The sequence below is a fragment of the Dinoroseobacter sp. S375 genome (genome assembly GCF_049800775.1).
GTDB lineage: Bacteria > Pseudomonadota > Alphaproteobacteria > Rhodobacterales > Rhodobacteraceae > Dinoroseobacter.
The window spans coordinates 376,579-398,973 of record NZ_JBNAFR010000001.1 but is presented as its reverse complement, the minus strand read 5'-3'; the positions used below and the strand labels follow the sequence as shown (position 1 = coordinate 398,973).

The window sequence follows — 22,395 nt, the reverse complement described above, 5'->3', positions numbered from 1 at the left end:
CGCGGGGGTCACTGGGCCTCGGCGGCACCGCTTTCGGCGGGGTCCTCTTCGGTCAGCTCACGGTAGAGCACCTTGGCTGCGGCCTGCATCCGAACCCAGGCGCCGCCCTTGGCAACGGCCTGTTCGGCCACGAGGGGGAAGCGCTGCGGCGGCATCTCGGGTCCCGAGATCACCAGCTCGCCCAGCTGCTGCCCGGCGGCGATGGGGGCCTTGATCGGGGTCTCGGCCTCGATCTCGGCGATCAGGCTGCCGGAGGCGACCAGCGGCACGAGCGGGCGTACATCCGTGGGCGAGACCAGTCCCACCATGGCCTGTTCCCCGACCCAGACCGGCAATTCCGCGAGCTGCGTATCGGCGGCGGCGAGGTCTTTCTGGACGAATTGCCGAAAGGCCCAGCTGACGATGCGTTCGGATTCCTCGGCCCGGGCCCGGTCGGTTTCCAGCCCGGTGATCACGAAGACAATGCGCCGTGCCCCTTGCTGGGCGGAGCCCACGAGGCCATAGCCCGCCTCCTGCGTGTGGCCGGTCTTGAGCCCATCGGCCCCGATCCCGAGCTTCAGCAAGGGGTTGCGATTGAACCGGTTCTGCGGCGCGCGCCCGTCATAGCCCCATTCGGACATGGAGAAGTAGCCGTAGTATTCCGGGTAATCCTCGATCATCCGCTCGGTCAGGATCGCGAGATCCTTCATGCTCATCCGGTGGAGCGGATGCGGCCAGCCGGACGCATTTGCGAAGGTCGAGTGGGTCATGCCCATGGTCTGGGCCTTTTCGGTCATCAGGCGGGCGAAGGCCTCCTCGGTGCCGGCAAGCCCCTCGGCGACCACCACGGTCGCGTCATTGCCCGATTGCACGATGATGCCCTTGATCAGCTCTTCGGCTGTGGGACGGTCACGCTCGGTCAGGAACATGGTCGAGCCGCCCTTGGCCATGGCCCGGGCCGAAACCCGAAAGGTCGTGTCCAGTGTCACGGCAGGGTTCTTGTGCAGCGCTTCGAACAGCATGTAGAGCGTCATCAGCTTCGACATGCTGGCCGGGGGCAGCGGGATATCCGCACTCTTTTCCAGCAGGACCGTCCCCGTGGTCAGATCGACCACATAGGCCGCCGTGGCGCGTGTCTCGAAGGCGGCGCTGGCGGGCTGGCCCAGAAGCAGGCCGAGGGACAGGAGCGTCAGCGCAACAGGGCGCAGGCAAAGCGAAAGGCGCATCGAACAGTCTCCGTCAGTTGGTCACGAAATAGGCGTCGGCAAAGCCCAGGGACTTTGCGCTTTCAAGCGCCGCAGCCCGGGCGCTCTCGTTTTGGGCCGGGCCGACGATCACGCGGTAGAAGGTGCGGCCCTGGCTTTCCTGGGTAAAGGTCTGGGCCGCCAGCCCCGCACCACGCAGCTGCGCCTCGGTCGCCTCGGCATTGGCTGCCACGTTGAAGATCCCGATCTGGATATAGGGCCGGTCGAGAGACGAGGCCTGGGGCGCCGGGGTCGGCAAGGGCGCTGCGGCCGCCTCGGTCTCGCCCAGCTCCACCTCGGCAATGGCGGCCGCGGCGAGCGCTGTGGGGTCGACCGGATCCGCCGCAGGCGCAGGTTCTGTTTCGGGCGGCGGAGCGACTGTCTCGCGGGTCAGGGCGATCACCTCGATCTCGGTCGGCGCGCCGGCCAGGATATTCAGTGCCTCGGCCGCATCCGACGAGATCTGGAAGCGCGGCCCCGGATTGTCCCGCTCGCGCCGGAACAGGGCACCGATGACAGAGCTGCCGTTCTCGACATTGCGAATGACCACGCGCTCGGGCTCGGGCACGTCCGGATAGGCCACCCAGACCCCGCCCAGAGATGGGCGCCCGTCCCAGAGCCCGGCCTCGGCCTCGGCAAAGATTTCGGGCGCTTCCACATCGCGGGTCTCGCCATCACGCGGCGCGCTGGCCTCGGCGGGGGCGGCAGCCTCGTCGCCGGGCTTGAGGAAGTCGAAGGACGGGACGCTGTCGCACCCCGCCAGTGACACCATGAGGACAAGCCCCAAGGCACTGCGTGTTCCGACCATCCAGCCCATATGTCGCCCCTCATCCTCGACCCGCGCGGGCACGGTCTTGCTCGTGCCGTTTTGCCTGCGCTCTGGGTCCGCTGCTCTGTTTTGTCATACTGCCTCGCCGCTGCAATGAAAAGCGCCTCGACCGGGGGGATCGGTCGGAGGCCGCTGATATGCCCAAGTTTTGATCAGCGCCCGGGCGGGGCCCGAACGGGGCTGTTTTTGCGGCTTTACGCGGGCCGGGTGGCGCAGTACCAACAGCCTGCGCCGGAGAGGTGGCAGAGTGGTCGAATGCGGCGGTCTTGAAAACCGTTGAGCGTGAGAGCGTTCCCAGGGTTCGAATCCCTGTCTCTCCGCCATTTTCCCTCGCATCCCAAGGTTCTGTGGCCGGGCTTGGTCCTGTTTGTCAGAGGGGGCGTCGCTTGCGCGTTCTGACGCGCTTCTCGGCGAGGATCGGCGGCCTGATCCACCTGCCACACGCGCAGAGAGTTGCCTAAGCGGTCAGTTGAAAGCGCAGGCGCCGGCTTTCCAAACCCTACCCAGTTGGGCTTGCCGTTTCATAAACCCAGGTTCTGCTCGGTTGCGACGGGGCTTCACCCAGCGGGGGGCGCGCCACGAGATGCTCCAGCGCGCAAAACCTCTGGTGACAGTTCTGCGGTCTCTGCCTAGCCTGGCCCCATGACAAACGGCCCCTGGACAGATGGCGAGAATGACCTGATCGTTGCGGATTACTTCGCGATGCTGGCCGAGGATATCGCGGGACACCCGTATAACAAGGCCGCGCATCGTCGTGCGCTTTTGCCGAGGCTCAATGATCGCTCGGAGGGATCGGTCGAGTTTAAGCACCAGAACATCAGTGCGGTGTTGAAAGGGCTCGGCGAGGACTGGATTCCCGGATACAAGCCCGCGTTCAATTTCCAGATGACGCTGGTCGACGCCGTCGCGCGGTGGCTGGCGGCGCACCCGGTCTGGCTCAATCCCACGCGGAACGGGGCGGTGGCAGGAGGGTTGCAGGAGGCTGCGCCTCTCTGGGTCGGGCCCGCGCCCACGGTGTCGAACCACCCGCCGCCGCAGGAGCTGGAGCAGATGCTGCAGATTGCGCGCAAGTTCGACGTGGCCGCGCGCGACGACAGGAACCGCGCACTTGGGGAGGCGGGCGAGGCGCGCGTTCTGGCCCATGAGCAGAGCACTCTGCGATCCGCAGGGCGCGAGGATCTCGCCCGCAAGGTGCGTTGGGTGTCCAAAGAAGATGGCGATGGCGCGGGCTATGACATCGCAAGCTTTGCGCCGGATGGTCGATCTCGCCTGATCGAGGTGAAAACCACCAATGGGTGGGAGCGGACCCCGTTTCACCTGTCGCGCAACGAGTTGGCGGTCGCCGAAAAACGTTGTCGGGAGTGGTGCCTGTTCAGAGTATGGAACTTCGCGCGTGCCCCGAAGGCTTTCGAGCTCCGTCCGCCTCTGGAGGCCCATGTGTCCCTCACGGCGATGTCCTTTCAGGCGCGTGTCCACTGAGGTCTGGCCTGCGCGGAGCCCCGTGATCCGGTCACTTGGGCCGGTCCGCCTGTGCCTTTTGGCGCGCGGCGCGTCTCTCTGGCCGAGCCGCAGGGGGGCGTTGGCCAATTGTGGTCGGACCCTTGCGGCGGGTCAGGCGACGAAGTGCCTGACCACGGGCCCCCCTTCCCGTTGATCGAACCGTGTGACGCGCGCCTGCAGGTCGGCATCGGTTTGGGTCACACGCTCATGCTGCGCCAGATGCTCCGCCCAACTCGGCAGGTGAAAGCTCTCGATCCAGAGTTCGGGCTCTTCGACGCTTTGGTGCAGGTGCCAGCGCGTTGCGCCATCGCGGTATCGCTCCTTCGAGAACGCCCGGATCGCGGTGGTGAACGCGTCCCGGTCCTGCGCGGCGATCCTGTATTCAACGGTCACCAGGGCGGGGCGGTCCCGGGCTTCGGGATCTGCAAGGGCAGGGGCCTCGGGCCAAAGCGCGGCGGCGGACAGATCCAGCGCCTCGCCCTGTCCAACCTCGAAACGCCGCGTCACCAGCAGACCAAGGATCAGTCCGAGGGCTGCAATCCCAAGCGCAACGGGAACGGAGGTGAGGCTTGCCACCTGCCCCCAGAGGACCGAGCCGAGGGCCATTGCGCCGAAAAATGCCATCAGAAAGACCGCGAGACCCCGCGCACGGACCCAATCGGGCAGGGCCATCTGGGCAGAGACATTGAACGAGGTCAGAACCGCGATCCAGCTCAGCCCGCCCAGAAACGCGGCCAGCATCAGCGCCTCAGGCGTTGTCGCCGCGGCCAGTGTCATCAGCGCGAGCGCCGTGCCAATGGTTCCGCCCATCACGGTCCGGTCAGAGGTGAACCGGCCCTGCAGCCGGGGAAGCACCAGCGCGCCGGTGACCGCGCCCGCCCCGATCAGGGCCATCAGGCTGCCATAAAGGGCGGACCCGCCGCCCTCGGCCTGCCGGGCGATGAGCGGGAGGAGGGACCAATAGGCCGACGCGAAGAGGAAGAAGGTCAGGGCCCGGATCAGGGTCGCCAGCATCGCCGGGTTGTGGCGCACGTGGCGCAGGCCCGTGGCCATCTCGGCGGGGATCGAGCCGCCTTTCCTGCGCGGGGTCGGCGCATCAGGTCGCCACAGGATGAGCGCCAGAATGATCACCAGATGGCTCAGCGCGTTCAGGGCAAAGGGCGCGGCAAGGCCAATCGCCGCGATCAGCACCCCGGCCAGGGCGGGTCCGATCGCGCGGCTGATATTGATCCCCATGGAGTTCAGCGCGATCGCGGGTTTGAGCGTGTCGCGCGGCACAAGCTGCGGCACGACCGCCTGCCAGGCCGGGGCCATGAAGGCCGCCCCGGTGCCAATCGCAAGGGTGAAGAGGATCAGCAGAAGCGGCGTCATCGCCTCTTGCCAGACCAGCAACGTCAGAAGGCTGATCACCACCGTCATTGCCACATTGATGAGGATCAGCATCCGTCTTTTGTCGAGCCGGTCCGCCAGCGTGCCGGCGAAGAGCGCAAAGAGGAAAACAGGCAGCGTTGTTGCCGCCTGCACCAGCGTGACGACCGAGGGGCTGGAATTGAGCGTCGTCATCAGCCAGCCCGCGCCCACATCATGCATCCAGGTGCCGATGTTCGAGATCAGCGTCGCGGTCCAGAGCAGCGCGAAGGCCCGGTGCCTGAACGGGGTGAAGGCGCCAGGCGTCTCAGGCGATGACATCGGCAGTGTCCTCCCTGTGGCGCGCGACATAGGCCTTGAAGAAGGGGCATAGCGGGACGATTTTCTGACCGGCGGCGCGCGCATCCGCGATCACCGCCCGGGCCAGGGCATTGGCAACGCCCCGCCCGCGCATCGTGTCGGGAACCGCCGTGTGATCGACCACGATCAGGGTCGCGGAGGCTTTCGACAGGGTGAGTTCGCCCGCGCCCTCCAGACCGTCGATGGTCGCAAGGTACCGCGCCTTGCTGTCTGTATCGCTGCGGGTGATGTGCAGGTCACTCATGGATGTGTCTTTCTTCGAAGCGGGGAGGATGGGGCGCAGGTGCCGGGATTGCTCAGGGCTGACCGCGTTGGCTCAGACCGCAAAGCAGGAGCATCCCAGCGCCCCCCAGAAGGCGCCCTTGTCCCGCACGGGGATCGGGGAGGCCCACGCGATGCCATGCTGGTGCCCGTGCAATCCGCAGCCCGAGGCGCAGCCGTCATGGCAGGCGCGCATGTTCAGCTTGGCCGGTGCCAGGGGGACATCGCGCTCCGCCGGGCTCGCGAAGAGGGCGTTGGCGGACCAGTCGGGGCTTGCGGGTGGAAGCGGCGGGTTGTGATCTGCAAACTCGCCCTCCGCAAAGACGATCCGCCCTCCGACAACCGTCATCACGGAGGTGATCGACCGGATCCGGTCGTCCGGGACCTGCATCAGATCTGCAGACAGAACCGCAAGATCGGCATACATCCCGGCCCGCAAGCTGCCCTTGACCTCCTGCTCGCCGGAAAACCACGCGGAGCCGGTGGTCCAGATGGCCAGCGCCTCTTCCCGGGTCAGCATGTTCTCGTCGCCGTAAAGGGTCAGCCCCCCGACGGTCTTGCCCGTGGTGAGCCAGTGCATGGCCACCCAGGGATCATAACTGGCCACCCGGGTGGCATCGGTGCCCCCGCCGACCGGCAAACCGGCGTCGAGCATCTCGCGCATCGGCGGCGTGGCGCGCGCCGCCTGCGCACCGTAGCGATCCACGAAATACTCCCCCTGAAAGGCCATGCGGTGCTGCGTGGCGATCCCGCCGCCCAGCGCCTTGATGCGCGCGATATTGCGCGGCGAGATCGTTTCGGCATGGTCGATGATGAAGCGGGTCTTGAAGGGCTGGTTCTGGTTCACGCGCTCGAACACGGTCAGGAACCGGTCGATGGTCTCATCATAGGTGGCATGGATCCGAAAGGGCCATTCACGCGTCGCCAGAAGCTCGACGATCTTTTCAAGCTCCGCCTCCATGACCGGTGCCGGATCCGGGCGCGGCTCCAGAAAGTTCTCGAAATCCGCTGCCGACCAGGCAAGGTTTTCCCCGGCGCCATTCATCCGCAGCCAGTCATCGCCTGCGCCGGGCTCGGTCATGGCGACCCATTTTTCGTAATCCGTCAGCTCCTGCCCGGGGGTTTGTGCAAAGAGGTTATAGGCAATGCGCAGGGTGAGCTGCCCCTCGTCATGGAGCTTTTGCACCACGTCGTAATCCTCTGGATAGTTCTGTCCGCCGCCCCCGGCATCGATCACCGACGTGACCCCGAGCCGGTTCAGCTCGCGCATGAAATGGCGGGTGGAGTTGATCTGGTCCTCCAGCGGGAGTTTCGGCCCCTGCGCCAGTGTCGAATAGAGGATCAGGGCCGAGGGCCGCGCGATCAGCATCCCCGTGGGATGGCCGTTTGCGTCCCGCGCGATCTCGCCGCCGGGCGGGTTGGGGGTGTCCTTGTCGATCCCCAGCGCCCTGAGTGCGGCCCGGTTCAGCAAGGCACGCGCGTAAAGATGCAGGATGAAGACCGGTGTCTCCGGGGCGGCTGCGTTGATCTCGTCCAGGGTCGGCATCCGCCGCTCGGCGAACTGAAACTCGGACCAGCCACCGACCACGCGAACCCATTGCGGCGCGGGCGTGTTGTCCGCTTGCTTGCGCAGCATGGCCAGCGCATCCGCGACCGAGGGCACGTTTTCCCAGCGCAGCTCCATGTTATAGCTCAGCCCGCCGCGGATCAGGTGGGTGTGGCTGTCGTTCAGGCCGGGAATGACCCTTTTGCCGCCAAGATCGATCACCGTTGTCCCGTCCGCAGCCAGTTTCATGATGTCGGCATCCCGCCCGACGGCGGCGATCCGGCCATCCCGGATCGCGATCGCGGTGGCGTCGGGCGTTTCGGGATCGAGCGTCGTCAGACGCCCGTTATGCAAGATGAGATCGGTCAAGGCTGGCCTCCAGTCCGGGTCAGGATCGGAGCGGCGGGGCCCTGCACCCCGCCGCGCACAGGGCGCTAGGTCGCGGGAACGGGCGCGAGGGTTTCCCCCATATGCGTGCCGCGCCGGGGCGCCTTGTGAACCATGGTGTAGGCGTAATCGACGCCCATCCCGTAGGCGCCGGAATGCTCCTGAACCAGACCGATCACGGCATCATAGCTGTCCTTGCGGGCCCAATCCCGCTGCCACTCCAGCAGAACCTGCTGCCATGTGACGGGGATCACCCCTGCCTGCACCATCCGGTCCATGGCGTAGTTATGGGCATCGACCGAGGTGCCGCCGGATGCGTCCGCGACCATGTAGATCTCGTAATCGGTGTCGTTCATGCAGCTCAGGGCGAAGGTGAGGTTGCACACTTCGGTCCACAGACCGGACACGACGATCTTCTTGCGCCCATCCCGCGCGCCCGCGGCCAGCGCATCGCGCACCTTCTGGTCATCCCAGGAATTCATCGAGCTGCGTTCCAGCAGCGGCGCGTCGGGCTGCACCTCCAGAAGTTCGGGATAGGTATGACCGGAAAAGCTTTCGGTTTCGACGGTCGTGATCACGGTCGGAATGTCAAAGATCCTGCCGGCCTTCGCGAGCGCAACCGTGTTGTTCTTGAGGGTCTGGCGGTCGATGGATTGCACGCCGAATGCCATCTGCGGCTGGTGGTCGATAAAGATCAGCTGACTGTTCTGCGGTGTCAGCACTTCGAGGATCGACATAGGGTTTTCCTTTCTCTGTCGGGGAAGGGCATGCACGCCCGGCTGATCTGCGAGGCGCGTGGGCTCGGGCTCAGGTGTCCTGTTGCTCGCGGTTCGGGCGGGTATCTCGGGTCTCGCCGACCGCGAAGGACTTCAGGTGCAGGGCCTCGGCGACGGGTTGCGAATGGCCTTTCAGCCATTGCACGCCGGCCTCGCCCGCCAGCATCCCAAGAAGCCCGAGCAGCGCGATGATGGGCGGGGCGGGCGAGCGCACCGCGAGCAGGCCATAGAGCCCGCCCACCGCCACGCCGACAGCGAGGGACAACAGGTACGGGGTCCAGCTCATGCCGCGGCCTCCCGGGCGTGGCCCGAGAACAGGGCGGCGAGGGCCAGAACCTCTTCGCGCCGCAGCTCATGCCCGCCCTCGTGGATCGAGGTTGCCACATGGGCGCCCTGGGCCTCAGCCCAGCGGATCAGTTCCTCGCTCAGGGGCCAGGGGCAAATGGGGTCATTCCGCCCCGCGGTGATGAGGATCCTGCGCCCGTCCAGCCCCTCGGACGGGCCCGGCTTCCATGGGATCAGCGGATGCAGAAGCCCGATCCGGTCGAACAGGTCGGGCCGCGCCATCATCACCGAGGCCAGGATATTGGCCCCGTTCGAATAGCCGAAGGCGAAGACCGGGCTCTTCGGGAACCGGGATCTCCAGTCTTCCACATAGGCGATCATCTTCGCCGTGGCGCGCCGCAGGTCCGCCATGTCATAGACCCCTTCGCCGCTGCGCCGAAAGAACCGGGCGGCCCCCCGTTCGGAGACATCACCGCGTGGCGAGATCACGCCGCCCTCGGGCACGAGGTCCTGCGCGAGGGCGAAGAACTGGTGCTCGTCCCCGCCGGTGCCGTGCAGGGCGAGCACGAGGGGCGCGCCCTGCGCAGGCGGTTTGGTCAATGCGGTATAAGAGGTGTCGGTCATGGGCATGTCTCCTCAGGCGATCTCGGGCAGGGTCCGCTCGATCTGCGCGCGGTAGGGCTGGTAGCGGTCCGGCAGCTTCAACGCTTGACCGAGATGGGCGGTGTCCTCGTCGCGATCAAAGCCGGGCTCGTTGGTGGCGATCTCGAACAGGATCCCACCCGGCGTCCGGAAATAGATCGCCCAGAAGTAATCCCGGTCGATCACGGGCGTGACCTGATAGCCGGTGTCCATCAGGGCCTTGCGCATTTCGAGCTGCGCGGCGCGATCCTCGACGGCGAAGGCGATGTGATGGACCGATCCGGCGCCCTGGGTCGCGTGCCGGGCGTCGGGCAACTCTTCGAGATCAATCGTTCTCGCGGCGTTGCCCCCGTCGATCCGGTAGCGGGTCACGGAACCCTCAATGGCCTCTCTCTGGTATCCCATGAAGGACAGAAGCTCGCCGGTCGCAGCCGTGTCCCGCAGGCGGAACCGCGCACCGTGAAAACCCAGCACGCCGGTCTCTGCCGACAGGGCCCCGCCCGTCCACGGGGTCCGGCCATCGGGATCCGCCTCGACGAGGGCGAAACTGTCCCCGTCAGGCCCGTCAAAGGTCAGGCGGGCTTCGCCCAGAAATGTGCTGTCCGACAGGCCGGTGACGCCCTGCGCCGCCAGATGCGGTTTCCAGAACGACAGCGCCCCGTTCGGAACGGCGAATTCAGTGACGCCGACCTCGCCCGCCCCCCGTCGGCCACGGGGCATGGCGCCGAAGGGAAAATAGGTCATGACCGAGCCTGGCGTGCCCACCTCGTCGCCGTAATACAGGTGGTAGACCTCCGGCGCGTCGAAATTCACGGTTTTCTTGACCCGTCGCAGTCCGAGCGTCTGCGTGAAGAACGCGTTGTTCTGCTGGGCATCCGCAGCCATCGACGTGACGTGATGCAGCCCCTTGATCAGTTTTTCCATGGTCCGCCTCAAAGCTTGTGACATCAGTTGAGACAGAGGTAGACGCTGGATTGAGAAAAACTATATCAATGAAAATTCAGAAACTATGCTGATTTGGATCACTAATAACGATGCATCAGGACCTCAAACCCATTCGGGTGTTTCTCGAGGTGGCGCGCCTCCAGGGATTTGCCGCCGCCGCGAAATCCCTTGGGATGACGGCGGCCTCGGCCACCCGGATCGTCGCCAGGCTGGAGGAGGAGTTCGGCCAACAGCTTCTTCTGCGCACGACCCGGCAGGTGTCGCTGACCTCCACCGGGGCGCTGGTCGCGGCGCGCTACAAACCCATTCTCGAGGCCTTCGATCAGGTGAAACGCGACCTTGATCGCGAGATGCAGCCCCATCGCGGCCGGCTCTCGATCAATGCGCCGATGGCCTTTGGTCTGCGGCTCATGCCCGGGCTGATCGACAGCTTCAAACTGGCCTATCCGAACATCGATCTGAATGTCCGGCTCACGGACCGGCTGGTGGATATCGTGGCGGAGGTCTGCGATCTGTCGATCCGGGTGTCCGAGCCCCCGACGGACAAGTCCACGATCTGGCGCAAGCTGTGCGAGATCCCGATGCGCGCCGTGGCGGCACCCTCCCTGTTTGACCGCTATCCCCGACCGCAGACGCCGGAGGATCTGGATCCGAAGATCTGCCTGTCCTACGGCGACACAGCGGACCGAGAGGTCTGGCGCTTCGAGAAAGCGGGCGCCAAACGGCTGGTGACCGCCGGGCAGTCGCTGCATTCGAACAACGGCGATCTGTTGTACCGGGTGGCGCGCAAAGGCCTCGGGATCGCCGTCCTGCCGGAATTTCACGTGGCCGAGGGTGTCGCGCGCGGGGAGGTCGATGTCATCCTCCCGGACTGGGATCTGCCCTCCTTGTGGCTCTCGCTCTACTACCCGCCCTATGAAGCGCTCCCGCCGCTCGTGGCGACCTTCACGGAGTTCTTTGAGGCCTATCTGGCGGATGAAACGGGGTTCGCGTTCGACAGCTAGTCTGGCCGGGCGTCCCCCGCGCGTGGGTTCTGCGATGGCGTGGGGGCATCTGCGTCTGCGAATTTTCCGGCGAGCTGTGCCAGCGTGGCGCGGGCCAGCGCCTTGTTCGGTTTGTAGAACACCCAGTTCTTGATGGATTTTCCGGTGACGAGCCCCGCGGCTTCGAGGATTTTCATGTGGGAGGTGACCGTCGGCTGCGACAACCCGATCTTCTGGGTGATGAAGCCGACGCACACGCCGTCCTCGACGAGGTCTCCGTCCCGCTGCTCGGGAAAATGAGCGCGCGGGGACGAGATCCATTCCATGATCAACAGCCGCTTCTCGTTCGAGAGCGCCTTGAGGATTTGAAGGTCAGTGGACATCCGGTCCTATCCGTCGGGGACCGCTATATTGACACATGTAAATATAGAATGCACGGTCCCCGCGACGGGCCCGGGCGAGGACATGGCGGATGCATATTGGACTGATCGGTGGAATAGGCCCGGCTGCGACGGTCCTGTATTACCAGCGCCTCGTGGCGGCGTTCGGCGCTGCACAGCTGCCGCTTTCATTGACCATATCCCATGCCAGTATCGAGGATCTCGCGGCACATGCCAAAGCCGATGATCGCGCCGGGCAGGCCAGGGTCTTTGCCCGCCATCTCGCAGCGCTCGAAGGGGCAGGCTGTGACATCGCTCTGATCACGGCGCTGACCGGTCATTTCTGCTTTGACGAGACCCAGGCCCTCGCCGGGATCGCCATGCTCGACGGGGTGGAAGTGATCGACCGGTTTTGTGCGGCACAGTGCATTCGGGTTCTGGGGCTGCTGGGGAGCCCGCCCGTGATGTCTTCACATCTGTTTCACCGGTTGAATCGGGTGCAGACGGTGGTTCCCGACACCGGCTTGGACAAGATCGGCGAGGCCTATATGGCGCTGGCCCGGTCCGGGACCTGCAGCGATGACCAGAGGCAGATGTTTCTGGAGACGGCCACGCGCATGGTCGAGGTGCAGGGCGCAGAGGCGATCCTGCTCGCGGGCACCGATCTGGGGTTGGCCTTTGACGGGCACAGCCTGCCTTTCCCGGTGATCGATGCCGTGGAGGTCCATATTCAATCCTTGCTGCAGGAAGCCATCGACCGTGGTGCCGGCGGAGAAGCTGAGACCTGACACAAGCCTGTCGCGCGATGTGCTGGGGGGCCTCGGCCCGGTCTATGCGTGACGCGATTGTCATGGCCTTTCGGCCTGCTGGACCCTGCGGCGCGGCGGCGGCATCGGCGCGCCGGACACAGGACTTCGGCCCCGCATCCGCGCATGGATCTCGCAACGGCGCAGCATGCCACGCCCCCACGACCGGGTCATCGCGCCAGCGTCCACAATCCCCCTCTGACCAGCGAAATGCAGCGTGGGGACGGCACGAATGTCCACGTTCGACAGGAGTCGGTTTTCCGTTATAACTCCGGCCATGATCCGCTTGCTGGCAATTCTGAGCATGGTTTGCGTCATCGGCGCCTCTGTCGCGCTCGGTCTTCCGGACCCTTGGGCCAAGGCCGAGCAACGCGCTGCCGAGGATGCCGAGCGACTGTCGGCCCTTCTGGTCAGCCCCGATAAAGTCAGCTGGCGTCTGATGGAGGATATCCCGCTCGTCCGCACGATGCTCTGGGATGCGGAGGGTGCGCGCCGCTATCCGCCGCCGGACGGCATGGCCCCCTTGCCCTATGAATTCTCGGATGATGCGGAACGATGGCTGAACGCCTTCATGGCCGAGGTCGATACGGCGGCCTGGGCGCCCTTCGACGTCTCGGGCAATGAGCTTGTCTATTGCCGGGCCATGCCTGCGGCCTGCGTGATCTACGAACGCGTGGCCTTGGAAGAGGCGTTGGAACTGCGCCCCGGGTCTCTGGCCTCGGCGGGGTCCGCGCGCGGCGCGGCGCTCTTGCTGGGGGCGGCGGGTCTCCTGCTGGCCTGTGCCAGTCTCTGGTTGCGACGCCGGGAGGTATCTCCGCCCGCGGGGTTCAGCCTGATCCGGGACCGGCACATGGCCATCCGCGATATGCTCGAGGTGTCGCTGACCCCGCGCGATCTGAAACTGCTGACCCTTCTCGAGGAACGCGGTGGCGCGGTGGTGACCAAGGACGAGCTTTATGATGCCGGGTGGGGGCGGGATTACATGCCGAACTCCCGGGCGCTGGACCAGCATATCGTCAATCTGCGACGCAAGCTCGACCCGGACAAGTCGCGCCCCGTGCTGATCGAGACGGTCCATGGGGTCGGCTACCGGCTCGTCACCTGATCCGGTTTTTGCAGATTTTTTGCAACTCGCTTGCGGAAATCTCACACATCCGGGACCCCGATACGCTCCGCTGAGCCCTGCCAGACCAGATGGAGGGCCCCATGACACCGACCGCAACACCCCTTGTTCTCGCGCTTTGCCTCGCCTCGCTTGCCTCAGGGGCGGCGGCGGAGGTCCCGGTCACCGCCGAGGATGACCACGGCATCCTGAACCCGGATGACACCGGCAAGGACATGATCGTGCGCAAGTTGGAGATGGGGGTCGTCGACAGCGTCACCTGCTCGCTGGGGATTAATGTGACGAAAAAGGACGATCCGGTTCTGTCGCGCAAGCTGATCCGGAAATGCGCCGATGCGGGGATCACCAAGGCGATGACCTGGATGAGCCATCTGGAAAATAACGGGCTCGGCGGACCCTACAATCCCGACGCCTCTGCCGAGTGGGACCGCAAGGCCGCCGAAGCGGGCGATCCGATTGGCAAGTTCAACCACGGGCTCAACCTGATGCGCGGCCATGGCACCACCCAGGACGAGGCGCTGGGCCGGGCTTTCATCGATGAGGCTGCCCGGGACGGGCTGCAGGTCGCCAAGCGGTTGCAGGGGGTGGATTACGATCTCGATGAGGTCACTCCGGACGCGGATAACTGGAAATACGCACCGCTCTTCTGAGCGCGCGGCCCCGCGGCGCGCCCTGCGGGATGCGGCCCGTGCCGGGGCTGCGAGGCCCGACCTGAACACGCACCAACATCACGATCCAAAGGGAGGACAAGATGACATCACTGACACGCCGGGACGGTCTGGCAGCCATCGGAACCGCGGTATCCGCCGTGGTTCTCGGGGCGAATGCCAGCGAGGCCGCCACCAAAGTGGCCGCGGCTTTTGACGATCGCAACGTCACATGGAACACCCTCGAGGGGATCGACCACCTCTGGTATCACGTGCTGAACGTGGACCGGGACCAGAAGGTCGTGGACCTGCTGCTGAAATTCGCAGCCAATGAGAAGGTCGTGCTGCACAAGCACCACGCGGATTACAGCACCTTCATCATCCAGGGCGAGCTGCGCCTCTATGACGCCGAAGGCACCCTGACAGAGATCCGTCCCACCGCGAGCTTTGTCCAGAAGCCCGGTGGCGGCGCCCCGCATACGGAAGGGGGCGGTGCGGAGGAATGCATCGCGTGGTTCAGCAACAAGGGCACCGATGGGGTGATCTACGAGATCCTGGGGCCCAATGGGGAAACCCTCGGCACCCTTGGTCTTCCCGAGTTCGAAGCCCTGATGCAAGCCCAGGACGAGCCGGTGCAACCGATCATTCCCGGCTAGATCCCCGCAGGCTGGGGCTGACATTTGGGTGTGTCAGCCTTGGCCGCCGGGGGAGCGCAGGCCCTGAACAGCCTCGGGTCGCGGTTTCAGAGCCCCGCGCACCGCCGTGCGCGCGGGGCGTCTGGCCTTGGGGGCACCGTCGGGCGGTCTCCGGGGCCCAGGGGCCCAGCGGCTCAGGCGTGCCCGGCGGCGTGCGGCAGAAGGAAAGGCGTATCCGTCGGCGGCGCCGTGTTGACCCGCAGCGGGCAGTCATAAGCAAGGCTAAGATTGTGATCGGTCAGCACGGCCTGCGGCGCGCCATGGGCCTGCACTGCGCCGTCTTTCAGCAGGGCCACCGTATCGGCGAACATGGCCGTCAGGTTCAGGTCATGCATCACGGCGATCACCCCGCCGCCCCGCGCGGCGTAATCCGCCGCGATCTGCATGATGCTGAGCTGGTGCCCGATATCGAGGCTTGAGACCGGCTCATCGAGAAACAGCCAGCTCGGCACGCCGTCGCAGACCGGCTCCCAGACCTGACAGAGGACCCGGGCCAGTTGCACCCTTTGCTGCTCGCCGCCCGAGAGCTCCTGATAATAGCGATCCTCATAGCCGCGCAGCCCGACCCGCTGTAGCGCCTGGGCCGGCAGGGTTCGCCGCGCCGCGTGACGTCCGGCCTCGAGCCCCATGGTGACCACCTCGATCACCGAGAAGGGGAAGGCCAGTGCGGCGGCTTGCGGCAGCACCCCGCGTCGGGTGGCCAGTGTCCAGGGCTTGGCGGCGGTGATGTCCGCGCCGTTCAGATACACCTGACCCTGCGCCGGGATCTCTCCGACCAATGCGCGCAGGAGCGTGGTCTTGCCCGATCCGTTGGGCCCGACAATGGCGGTAAGCGCACCCGCGCGCGCAGAGAAATCCACCCGCGAGAGGACGTCGCGCCGGCCTCGACGCACGGTGATCTGGCGTGCGTCGAGGCTCATAGATCCACCACTCCGCGCGCCCGCAGCAGGATCCACAGGAAGACCGGCGCGCCCAGTACGGCGGTGACGATCCCGATCGGCAGCTCCGCAGGCGCGATGATCGTGCGGCTGATGCAATCGGCCAGCACCAGCAGACTCGCCCCCAGAACCGCGGCATTGGGCAGAAGCGTCCGGTGATCCGGTCCGACCGCGATCCGCAGCAGATGCGGCACCACGATCCCGACGAAGCCGATCCCGCCCGAGACCGCCACTGCCGCCCCGGTGGCGCTGGCCACGATCAGGATCGCACCGGTCTTCAACCGCTCCAGCGCGACCCCCATATGGGCGGCCGCGGCCTCTCCAAGGGCCAGCCCGTTCAACCCCCGTGCCAGAAGCGGTGCCGACAGGAAGGCCAGCGCAATAAGCGGCCCGGCCACCAGCACCTTGGTCCATGTCGCCCCCGCCAGCGAGCCCAGCCCCCAGAAGGTCAGGTCCCGCAGCTGACGGTCATCGGCGATATAGACCAGAATGCCCGACAGCGCCCCGGTCAGGGCCGCCAGCGCGATCCCGGCCAGCAGCATGGTTGCGACCGAGGTCCGCCCGCGCCGGGTCGACACCTTGTAAAGCAGGATCGTGCTGCCCCAGCCCCCGGCGAAGGCGGCGATCGGGACAAGGTAGTCCCCGGCCACATCCAACAAGGCCACGGGCAGCGCCGCACCCAGCACGATCGCGAGGATCGCGCCGAGACCAGCCCCGGCGCTGACCCCCACTAGGCCCGGGTCGGCCAGCGGGTTGCGAAAGAGCCCCTGCATCACCGCCCCCGAAACCGCGAGAGCCGCCCCCACCAGCAACCCCAATGCGAGGCGGGGCAGGCGGATGTCGAACAGGATCACCTGTGCGCCCGCATCCAGCGTGCCCGTGCGGATCCAGTCGAGCAGCGCCAGTCTCACCTGTGTGCCTGCAGCACCGATCCCCAGCGAAAAGAGCGACACGAGGATCAGGAATGCCCAGAGCCAGAGATGCAACCGCATGGCCCGTGTATGGCGGCTGCCACGGGGGGCCTGCACCGCCGGGCTCTGGGTCAGGTCAGCTGCCATAGAGCGCGCCGGAGAGGTCCCGCACCGCCTGCGCCGTCCGGGGCCCGAAACCCAGAAGGAACAGCCCGTCCATCCGGACCACCGCGCGGTTCTGCGCCGCCGGGGTGGCCGCGAAGGCGGGCAGGGCCAGCAGCGCATCGGTGGCAATGCCGTGATCTCCGCCGCGATCCATCATCAGGATCAGGTCGGGGGCCATGGCGGCCACGGCCTCGTCGGTCAGCGGCTTGTAGCCTTCGAACCCGGTATTCGCGTTCACGCCGCCAGCCAGCTCGATCATCGCCGCCGCCGCCGTGTCCGTCCCCGAGGCGAGTATCCGCCCGCCCTGGGTCGACAGCACGAAAAGCACGCGTTTCGGGGCCTCCCCGGAAAGCTGGGCGACCTGGGTGCGCGCAGCCGCGAGATCCGCGCCGACCCGTGCCGCCAGCGCCGCGCCGCGATCCGGCACACCGAGCGCCTCGGCGACCTGAGAAATCTTTGCGATGAGGCCGTCCGCGCTCGGCTCATCGCGCACCATGACAATCGGAACACGCGCGGAAGAAAGAACATCAAGCGCCTCCGCCGGGCCCGCCCCTTCATCGGCAATGATGAGATCGGGGGCGAGGCTCAGGACACCCTCCGGGGACAGGGCGCGCATATAGCCCACATCGGGCAGGGTCTCTGCCTCGGGCGGGAAGGTCGAGGTCGTGTCCCGCCCCACGAGCCGGGCCTCCTCTTCGAGGGCGTAGACGATCTCGGTCAGGGCACCGCCAATCGTCAGCACCCGGTCCGAGGCCAGCACCGGACCGGCCAGCAGGAACACCAGAAGGGTCAGGCGAAACATCATGACACGGGCTCCTGTCCGGGCAGGCCATGGGCCAGTTCAGCGAAGGCGGCGCGGGTGTCATTGCCGTCCTTGGGCACGCCGAAGATCTGAAGGATGAGCATGCCCTGGGCGTCAAAGGCCTCGACCGAGATCGCTGCGCCGCGTTGCGTGGGTTTCTCGACCTGCCAGACCTCGGCGATGCGGTCCCGCCGCAGATGCAGGTTGAACCCGGGATCGAGCACATTCTGCCACGGACCCATGGGCTCCAGCCGGCGGATCGGGCCCGTATGGATCTCGATACACCCGCGATTGCCCACAAAGAGCATGATGTCGAACCCCGCGCTTTGAACGCCCTGCAGCAGGGTGTCGACCGCCTCGGGGGCGAGGGCGCGGACAAAGGGCGCTTCGGCGATGCGGTAGGCCCCGAGCCGGTTCATCTTGAGCTTGGCGCAGAGCCGCAGGAACTGGTGCGTGTCCGTCAGCCGGGCCCATTCCTTGAGCAGGATGTCCCGCTTTTCGAGATTGATCTTCGCGGCCTCGGGTGGCTCGCGTTCGGCCAGTGTGACGCTGTCGGTCTGCTCGGGCAGGGCGCAGGCGGTCTTGAACGCCTCCCATCCGGTCAGATCCGCGTCCTGGGGCAGATAGGCCTTGTGGACGGCGTCCCCGGCGGCATCAAAGACCTGCAGGCTGTGACGCAGACCGCTGCGCACCTCCTCGGAGAGGGCAAAGGCGTGGCGCCAGTGACGTGGGAACATGCGCAGATCGATCCCCGCGTTCAGGGTCATCGTTGCATGCTCGCCGCCGTGATAGTCGGTGTATGCGCCGTCTTTCTCGATAACGCAGGCATCGTTCCGGGTCAGCGCCATCATTGGGCCCAGCGCGCCAAGGGACGGGATCAGCGCGTTGGGATGGGCATGGAGCGCGGTGGCGCCATGCCCGACCTCTGCCGCGACGAGCGCCGCCTCCGAGATCCCCAGCGCATCGGCAATATCCCGGGCCCGCCCGGGACGCTGGGTGCGGGCTTCGCGGATTTCATGGGCATCAAGCATGGGGTCCCCCAAGGGTCAGTGGTGGCTTTGGGCGTTGGGCATGGTGGATCATGGCGTCGGCGCGAGCGTGCGATCCGCGGTGGCATTTACCAGCCGCAGCTGTGCGGCCAGAAAGGAGTCGACCGGGTTCATTTCGCACAGCAGCATCGCGTAGGAGAACGCCACCGGACGGCGGTCGTCCCGCAGGGCGACAAAGCTGCGCATGAAAAGCCGCTCATGCTCTGACAGGATCTGCGAGCAGGTCACGCAATGGGGATTGTTGAACCGAAAGCAGGACTGCCGCGACAGTCGCATGGTTTGCACGCTGTCCAGCACAAGCGCGGCGACCCGCGCGCCCTCGGCCTCGCCGTAATGCACGCTGGGGCAATCAAAGCCGAGGATCCAGCTTTGCCCCTGAGGATAGGCGAAACTGTCAAAGAAGTAGCGTGCGGTTTGCAGGATGATCAGCTCGCGCGGGCCGAAATCCGTGTCATCGAGGCGGGTGGCCTGTGTTTCAAGCGCGCGGCTGCAGCAGGCGTCGCCGGCGGGTTTGGGTTTAGCCACCATGGGACACACTCCAGAAATCGCAGGTTTCCGGTGTCCAGAAAGCGTCAAACCCCCATCTGGGGCGCGGTGTTTCGGAAAGGGTCAGTAGATACAGCAAGCAGGGCCTCCGCCGGTGCGATGCGCGCGGGGCGCATCGGGTCTCGGTACGTGTTCGGACCGGGCTCAGGCAGGTGCTTGGCTGGGTTGTTCTAATCCTGACAGATTTAGTGGGTTAAGGCAAGCGCCTTGGGCAGCGCCCGCATGGGGCGGCGTGTCTCGGCCGGGATATGCCCTGCCGCCGGCCCCAAACGGGCGGCGGCAGGGGGCCGGAGGCCGCGCTCATCCGGTCACGGGCGGGGCGCGGCGGGTGGCAAGCTCGGCGGCCACGGCCTTGATGGTGACCGATTTCAGCGGACCAAGGCGACAGCTCTCGCTGATCCCGGTATCGCGGCAGAACTGGTTCACCGCCCGGATCAGTGGCGCGTTGAGATAGGGGCTGGGCCGCCCGGTCCGGTAACCGAGCGCCGTCAGTTCCGCCTGCAGCACGCGGATATAGGCGTTCTTGTTCAGTTTAGAGGTCACGGTCAGCGCCCGGGCAAAGACCGGGTTCGGCGCCTCCTGCAAGAGAGCTTCGGAGGCCAGCCAGAAGCGCGCCGGTTCGCGCTCGACCGCCAGGTAGAGCCCTTCCTCGATCCGGATCTTCGCGCGCATCCCGGGCGTCTCCAGCAGGGCGGCGCGGGTCCGCGCGGTCTCGGCCCCGAGACCGCGCAACCGGTAATAGCGCAAGAGCCCCTCGGCCGCTTTCGCGTCCCCCTCGGCAGCGCGCGTCTCGAGCCGCGCGAGCACAGCCTCCGTCGCGCCGGGCTCTTGCGGCTGCTTCAACAAACCCGCAAGCAGAAAGATCTGCGCATCCCGGCTGTCCTGCGCCGCCAATGCGCGCAGCGTGGCCAAGCCCCGCGCGGGATCCGACCGCGCCCCGAGCCGTTCTGTTGCATGGGCCCAGCTCAGCACCGGTGCCGCGCTGTCCAATCCCTGGGCGATCGCCTGTTCCAGGCTGTCCTCCGCCAGAGCGAGGTCCCCGGTTTTCAGGGCCAGCTTGCCCAGTGAGACGAGGGACCGGTCATAGCCTGCGGCGATTGCTTGCGCATAAAGCGCCTGCGCCGCGCCGAGATCCAGTGGCACGCCATGCCCTTTCGTGTGGAAATAGGCGAGCCGATCCATGGCCCGCGGATAACCGGCCTCGGCCAAGGCGCGTATGGCGGTTGCCGCGGCATCCGGAGCGGTCTCGCGCAGGGCCATCGCCTCGGAATAGCGCGCCTTGTGGAGCTTGCGTGTCTCGGCATCGGTGTCGGCCAGGGCCCCCGCGCCAGACAGCGCCGCGCACAGGGTCAGGGTCAGAAACGGGGTCGTAAACAGCTTTTTCATCATCGGAACCTCATTGTTTGAGCCCAATCTATCGCCGCACGTGTCCCGAATGCGCCTAGCCATCGGGATAGGGGCGCGCGCATTCGCATAACCCCGCCCGGCCATCGCCCGATCCGGCCATGGACATGCCCGTGCGGCACTGTTTAACTCGCCCAACCCCGATGCTGAGCCACCCAAGGAGCCAGAGCACCGTGACCACATCCCCCACCCACCGCGTTCAAAAGACCTGGGCCCAGGTCGCCCCTCTGTCCGAGGATGTGGCGCGTATCTTCTACGCGAACTTGTTTCGCGGCGATCCGACGACCAAGCCGCTCTTTGTCGGCAATCTGGAGCTTCAGGGGCGCAAGCTCGTGCAAACCCTTGGATTTGTGGTGGATCATCTGGAGGATCCCGACGCGTTGCTGCCCGCGGCGCGGGATCTTGCGATCCGCCATGTGGCTTATGGCGTAACGGCAGACCAATACGCCTCGGTCGGGGCGGCGCTGATCAAGTCGCTCAAACATGTGTTGGGCACCGAGTTCAGTCCCGAGGACGAAGCCGCCTGGGCCGAGATCTATGGCGGGTTGTCCGAGGCGATGGTTCAGGCCGCTTACCCGGCTTAAACTATACGTTGGTATAGGCCGCTATACCGAGTTGATGATCCGCCCGACAGCACCGCGCCGTAGGGTGCGCGGGTGTAGACAGGTTGGCGGATATGAAGATCAGAGTTCTTTCCATCACGGCGCAAGCCGGTGCCGAGGCAGTGCAAGAGCTGCGCTCGGCCAGTTTCGTCGCGGTCCATGGCACATGCAGCCTGGATCCCCACGCCCTTGGACTGGTCGAATTGCAGGGCCAAGTGCATGGGGCGACCTCCTGTCTGGGGGCCATGAGCCATGCGGGCGTGACAGACGGGGTCGCGGTCTTCGCGATCGACGATCCGGACGGCGCCTATGGCACGGCCATGCTGCCCTTCGATCCCGACAGCTACAGCGCGGCCCGGGCGGCGACGATGCAGGCGCTGGCGGCTGCGGACCGGCTCGGCGAGAAGCCCGAGCTAGTCTGGGTCTCCAGCACGCCGGGCACGGAGGAGGCGATTCTCGCCGGGATCGAATCCGTGATCGGCACGGATGTCCCGATCATCGGCGGCAGTGCAGCGGACAACGATGTCAGCGGCCAGTGGTTCGTCTTCGACAAGTCCCGGCGCGAGGCCGCGGGCGTAGTCGTGACGGTCATGTTCCCTTCGCGCCCGGTCTCCTTTGCCTATCACAACGGCTACTCGCCCACCGAGAAATCCGGGACCGTCACCCGGATCGAGGGGCGCCGCGTGATCGAGATCGATCATCGCCCGGCCTTCGAGGTCTATCGCGAATGGTGTGAGGGCGCCGTTTCGCTGGACCCGGGCGATCCGGGGATGCAGTCGATCCTGTCGGACAGCACTCTCGCCCCACTCGGGCGCAGGGTGGCCGAACTCGATGGTTTGCCCTCCTACCTGCTGGCTCATCCGGCGGCGGCCAACACCGCCGGCGCGCTGGAGCTTTTTGCAACGGTGGAAGAGGGCGAGGTTCTGACCTGCATGACCGGCACCCAGGCCGGGCTGATCGACCGGGCCGGCCGGGTGGCGGCCCTTGCGCGCGCCGCGGGCGGCATGGAGACATCGCCGATTGCCGGGGCCCTCATGGTCTATTGCGGGGGCTGCATGCTCTCGGTGCGTGATCGTCTTGAAGAGGTCGTGGCCGGTGTAGCAGGCTCGCTCGGTCCGGCGCCCTTCCTCGGGACCTTCACCTTTGGGGAGCAGGGCCAGATCATCGGGGCCGGAAACCGCCATGGAAACTTAATGATTTCCTGCATAGTGTTCGGATAGCC

At 66.2% G+C, this 22,395-nt stretch carries 24 protein-coding genes and 1 tRNA gene; 9 read left to right on the top strand and 16 right to left on the bottom strand.

The annotated features are described in order from the left end of the window. Nucleotides 1-8: 8 nt before the first annotated feature. Complete coding sequence (locus tag ACP150_RS01825) at nt 9-1,205, bottom strand: D-alanyl-D-alanine carboxypeptidase family protein (protein WP_424964832.1); 1,197 nt, start codon at nt 1,203-1,205, stop codon at nt 9-11. Between the two features lie 13 nt (nt 1,206-1,218). Then, nucleotides 1,219-2,040: an SPOR domain-containing protein gene (locus tag ACP150_RS01820; protein WP_424965413.1), complete on the bottom strand. Its 822-nt coding sequence runs from the start codon at nt 2,038-2,040 to the stop codon at nt 1,219-1,221. Between the two features lie 245 nt (nt 2,041-2,285). Here ACP150_RS01820 and ACP150_RS01815 point away from each other — a divergent pair. Both ACP150_RS01815 and ACP150_RS01810 read left to right on the top strand, forming a co-directional pair. After that, nucleotides 2,286-2,375 (top strand) — tRNA-Ser (locus tag ACP150_RS01815). Between the two features lie 319 nt (nt 2,376-2,694). Next, the gene (locus tag ACP150_RS01810) at nt 2,695-3,531 is read left to right on the top strand and encodes a DUF3883 domain-containing protein (protein WP_424964831.1); all 837 of its coding nucleotides are present in this window, start codon (nt 2,695-2,697) and stop codon (nt 3,529-3,531) included. A 132-nt stretch (nt 3,532-3,663) separates the two neighbouring features. On the opposite strand, the gene ACP150_RS01805 is transcribed toward ACP150_RS01810, so the two are convergent. The 7 genes from ACP150_RS01805 to ACP150_RS01775 all read right to left on the bottom strand — a co-directional run bounded on the left by ACP150_RS01805 (nt 3,664) and on the right by ACP150_RS01775 (nt 10,101). Continuing rightward, nucleotides 3,664-5,241 carry an MFS transporter gene (locus ACP150_RS01805; protein ID WP_424964830.1) on the bottom strand — a complete coding sequence of 526 codons (1,578 nt, stop codon included), beginning with the start codon at nt 5,239-5,241 and terminating at the stop codon, nt 3,664-3,666. Beyond that, complete coding sequence (locus ACP150_RS01800) at nt 5,228-5,524, bottom strand: GNAT family N-acetyltransferase (protein WP_424964829.1); 297 nt, start codon at nt 5,522-5,524, stop codon at nt 5,228-5,230. Before ACP150_RS01800 ends, ACP150_RS01805 begins: the two co-directional genes overlap by 14 nt. 72 nt (nt 5,525-5,596) lie before the next feature. Further along, on the bottom strand, nt 5,597-7,456 hold the full coding sequence (locus ACP150_RS01795; RefSeq protein ID WP_424964828.1) for an amidohydrolase: 1,860 nt from the start codon (nt 7,454-7,456) through the stop codon (nt 5,597-5,599). A gap of 65 nt (nt 7,457-7,521) precedes the next feature. Further along, a complete protein-coding gene (locus ACP150_RS01790; RefSeq protein ID WP_424964827.1) occupies nt 7,522-8,211 on the bottom strand; it encodes a hydrolase in 690 nt (229 codons plus the stop codon). Nucleotides 8,212-8,281: 70 nt separating this feature from the next. After that, on the bottom strand, nt 8,282-8,536 hold the full coding sequence (locus ACP150_RS01785) for a DUF1427 family protein (RefSeq protein WP_424964826.1): 255 nt from the start codon (nt 8,534-8,536) through the stop codon (nt 8,282-8,284). Beyond that, the gene (locus tag ACP150_RS01780; protein ID WP_424964825.1) at nt 8,533-9,159 is read right to left on the bottom strand and encodes an alpha/beta hydrolase; all 627 of its coding nucleotides are present in this window, start codon (nt 9,157-9,159) and stop codon (nt 8,533-8,535) included. The genes ACP150_RS01785 and ACP150_RS01780 overlap by 4 nt, the downstream gene beginning before the upstream one ends. Before the next feature lie 12 nt (nt 9,160-9,171). Beyond that, nucleotides 9,172-10,101: a VOC family protein gene (locus tag ACP150_RS01775; RefSeq protein WP_424964824.1), complete on the bottom strand. Its 930-nt coding sequence runs from the start codon at nt 10,099-10,101 to the stop codon at nt 9,172-9,174. Nucleotides 10,102-10,211: 110 nt separating this feature from the next. Here ACP150_RS01775 and ACP150_RS01770 point away from each other — a divergent pair, with 110 nt between their 5' ends. Further along, a complete protein-coding gene (locus ACP150_RS01770) occupies nt 10,212-11,126 on the top strand; it encodes a LysR family transcriptional regulator (RefSeq protein WP_424964823.1) in 915 nt (304 codons plus the stop codon). Here ACP150_RS01770 and ACP150_RS01765 read toward each other — a convergent pair. After that, nucleotides 11,123-11,488: an ArsR/SmtB family transcription factor gene (locus ACP150_RS01765; RefSeq protein WP_424964822.1), complete on the bottom strand. Its 366-nt coding sequence runs from the start codon at nt 11,486-11,488 to the stop codon at nt 11,123-11,125. The two genes, ACP150_RS01770 and ACP150_RS01765, sit on opposite strands and share 4 nt — an antisense overlap. A gap of 89 nt (nt 11,489-11,577) precedes the next feature. Between ACP150_RS01765 and ACP150_RS01760 the strand changes: the two genes are divergently transcribed. The 4 genes from ACP150_RS01760 (at nt 11,578) to ACP150_RS01745 (ending at nt 14,717) form a co-directional block, all read left to right on the top strand. After that, nucleotides 11,578-12,273, top strand: coding sequence for an aspartate/glutamate racemase family protein (locus ACP150_RS01760; protein ID WP_424964821.1), 696 nt, complete (start codon nt 11,578-11,580; stop codon nt 12,271-12,273). Between the two features lie 295 nt (nt 12,274-12,568). After that, on the top strand, nt 12,569-13,396 hold the full coding sequence (locus ACP150_RS01755; RefSeq protein WP_424964820.1) for a winged helix-turn-helix domain-containing protein: 828 nt from the start codon (nt 12,569-12,571) through the stop codon (nt 13,394-13,396). 101 nt (nt 13,397-13,497) lie between these two features. Beyond that, complete coding sequence (locus tag ACP150_RS01750) at nt 13,498-14,064, top strand: tetratricopeptide repeat protein (RefSeq protein WP_424964819.1); 567 nt, start codon at nt 13,498-13,500, stop codon at nt 14,062-14,064. A gap of 101 nt (nt 14,065-14,165) precedes the next feature. Then, nucleotides 14,166-14,717 carry a hypothetical protein gene (locus ACP150_RS01745; RefSeq protein ID WP_424964818.1) on the top strand — a complete coding sequence of 184 codons (552 nt, stop codon included), beginning with the start codon at nt 14,166-14,168 and terminating at the stop codon, nt 14,715-14,717. 173 nt (nt 14,718-14,890) lie between these two features. On the opposite strand, the gene ACP150_RS01740 is transcribed toward ACP150_RS01745, so the two are convergent. The 6 genes from ACP150_RS01740 to ACP150_RS01715 form a co-directional block, all read right to left on the bottom strand. After that, a complete protein-coding gene (locus ACP150_RS01740) occupies nt 14,891-15,676 on the bottom strand; it encodes a heme ABC transporter ATP-binding protein (protein WP_424964817.1) in 786 nt (261 codons plus the stop codon). Continuing rightward, entirely contained in the window at nt 15,673-16,752 is a 1,080-nt protein-coding gene (locus ACP150_RS01735; protein ID WP_424964816.1) for a FecCD family ABC transporter permease, read from the bottom strand. Before ACP150_RS01735 ends, ACP150_RS01740 begins: the two co-directional genes overlap by 4 nt. Then, entirely contained in the window at nt 16,742-17,575 is an 834-nt protein-coding gene (locus ACP150_RS01730; RefSeq protein WP_424964815.1) for a heme/hemin ABC transporter substrate-binding protein, read from the bottom strand. The genes ACP150_RS01735 and ACP150_RS01730 overlap by 11 nt, the downstream gene beginning before the upstream one ends. Next, nucleotides 17,572-18,603, bottom strand: coding sequence for a hemin-degrading factor (locus ACP150_RS01725; RefSeq protein WP_424964814.1), 1,032 nt, complete (start codon nt 18,601-18,603; stop codon nt 17,572-17,574). The genes ACP150_RS01730 and ACP150_RS01725 overlap by 4 nt, the downstream gene beginning before the upstream one ends. Nucleotides 18,604-18,651: 48 nt before the next feature. Next, the gene (locus tag ACP150_RS01720; protein WP_424964813.1) at nt 18,652-19,149 is read right to left on the bottom strand and encodes a hypothetical protein; all 498 of its coding nucleotides are present in this window, start codon (nt 19,147-19,149) and stop codon (nt 18,652-18,654) included. A 318-nt stretch (nt 19,150-19,467) separates the two neighbouring features. After that, nucleotides 19,468-20,553 (bottom strand): hypothetical protein, encoded by a 1,086-nt coding sequence (locus ACP150_RS01715; RefSeq protein WP_424964812.1) that lies wholly within the window; start codon nt 20,551-20,553, stop codon nt 19,468-19,470. 191 nt (nt 20,554-20,744) lie between these two features. On the opposite strand from ACP150_RS01715, the gene ACP150_RS01710 reads away from it, so the two are divergent. Continuing rightward, on the top strand, nt 20,745-21,155 hold the full coding sequence (locus ACP150_RS01710) for a globin domain-containing protein (protein ID WP_424964811.1): 411 nt from the start codon (nt 20,745-20,747) through the stop codon (nt 21,153-21,155). A gap of 92 nt (nt 21,156-21,247) precedes the next feature. Further along, complete coding sequence (locus tag ACP150_RS01705; protein ID WP_424964810.1) at nt 21,248-22,393, top strand: FIST signal transduction protein; 1,146 nt, start codon at nt 21,248-21,250, stop codon at nt 22,391-22,393. Nucleotides 22,394-22,395: the final 2 nt, after the last annotated feature.

What these genes read in the sequence shown, in the direction of transcription:
- ACP150_RS01825 (WP_424964832.1), bottom strand. Translation starts at nt 1,205, where the DNA reads ATGCGCCTTTCGCTTTGCCTGCGCCCTGTTGCGCTGACGCTCCTGTCC.
- ACP150_RS01820 (WP_424965413.1), bottom strand. Translation starts at nt 2,040, where the DNA reads ATGGGCTGGATGGTCGGAACACGCAGTGCCTTGGGGCTTGTCCTCATG.
- ACP150_RS01810 (WP_424964831.1), top strand. Translation starts at nt 2,695, where the DNA reads ATGACAAACGGCCCCTGGACAGATGGCGAGAATGACCTGATCGTTGCG.
- ACP150_RS01805 (WP_424964830.1), bottom strand. Translation starts at nt 5,241, where the DNA reads ATGTCATCGCCTGAGACGCCTGGCGCCTTCACCCCGTTCAGGCACCGG.
- ACP150_RS01800 (WP_424964829.1), bottom strand. Translation starts at nt 5,524, where the DNA reads ATGAGTGACCTGCACATCACCCGCAGCGATACAGACAGCAAGGCGCGG.
- ACP150_RS01790 (WP_424964827.1), bottom strand. Translation starts at nt 8,211, where the DNA reads ATGTCGATCCTCGAAGTGCTGACACCGCAGAACAGTCAGCTGATCTTT.
- ACP150_RS01785 (WP_424964826.1), bottom strand. Translation starts at nt 8,536, where the DNA reads ATGAGCTGGACCCCGTACCTGTTGTCCCTCGCTGTCGGCGTGGCGGTG.
- ACP150_RS01780 (WP_424964825.1), bottom strand. Translation starts at nt 9,159, where the DNA reads ATGACCGACACCTCTTATACCGCATTGACCAAACCGCCTGCGCAGGGC.
- ACP150_RS01775 (WP_424964824.1), bottom strand. Translation starts at nt 10,101, where the DNA reads ATGGAAAAACTGATCAAGGGGCTGCATCACGTCACGTCGATGGCTGCG.
- ACP150_RS01770 (WP_424964823.1), top strand. Translation starts at nt 10,212, where the DNA reads ATGCATCAGGACCTCAAACCCATTCGGGTGTTTCTCGAGGTGGCGCGC.
- ACP150_RS01765 (WP_424964822.1), bottom strand. Translation starts at nt 11,488, where the DNA reads ATGTCCACTGACCTTCAAATCCTCAAGGCGCTCTCGAACGAGAAGCGG.
- ACP150_RS01760 (WP_424964821.1), top strand. Translation starts at nt 11,578, where the DNA reads ATGCATATTGGACTGATCGGTGGAATAGGCCCGGCTGCGACGGTCCTG.
- ACP150_RS01755 (WP_424964820.1), top strand. Translation starts at nt 12,569, where the DNA reads ATGATCCGCTTGCTGGCAATTCTGAGCATGGTTTGCGTCATCGGCGCC.
- ACP150_RS01750 (WP_424964819.1), top strand. Translation starts at nt 13,498, where the DNA reads ATGACACCGACCGCAACACCCCTTGTTCTCGCGCTTTGCCTCGCCTCG.
- ACP150_RS01745 (WP_424964818.1), top strand. Translation starts at nt 14,166, where the DNA reads ATGACATCACTGACACGCCGGGACGGTCTGGCAGCCATCGGAACCGCG.
- ACP150_RS01740 (WP_424964817.1), bottom strand. Translation starts at nt 15,676, where the DNA reads ATGAGCCTCGACGCACGCCAGATCACCGTGCGTCGAGGCCGGCGCGAC.
- ACP150_RS01735 (WP_424964816.1), bottom strand. Translation starts at nt 16,752, where the DNA reads ATGGCAGCTGACCTGACCCAGAGCCCGGCGGTGCAGGCCCCCCGTGGC.
- ACP150_RS01730 (WP_424964815.1), bottom strand. Translation starts at nt 17,575, where the DNA reads ATGATGTTTCGCCTGACCCTTCTGGTGTTCCTGCTGGCCGGTCCGGTG.
- ACP150_RS01725 (WP_424964814.1), bottom strand. Translation starts at nt 18,603, where the DNA reads ATGCTTGATGCCCATGAAATCCGCGAAGCCCGCACCCAGCGTCCCGGG.
- ACP150_RS01720 (WP_424964813.1), bottom strand. Translation starts at nt 19,149, where the DNA reads ATGGTGGCTAAACCCAAACCCGCCGGCGACGCCTGCTGCAGCCGCGCG.
- ACP150_RS01715 (WP_424964812.1), bottom strand. Translation starts at nt 20,553, where the DNA reads ATGAAAAAGCTGTTTACGACCCCGTTTCTGACCCTGACCCTGTGCGCG.
- ACP150_RS01705 (WP_424964810.1), top strand. Translation starts at nt 21,248, where the DNA reads ATGAAGATCAGAGTTCTTTCCATCACGGCGCAAGCCGGTGCCGAGGCA.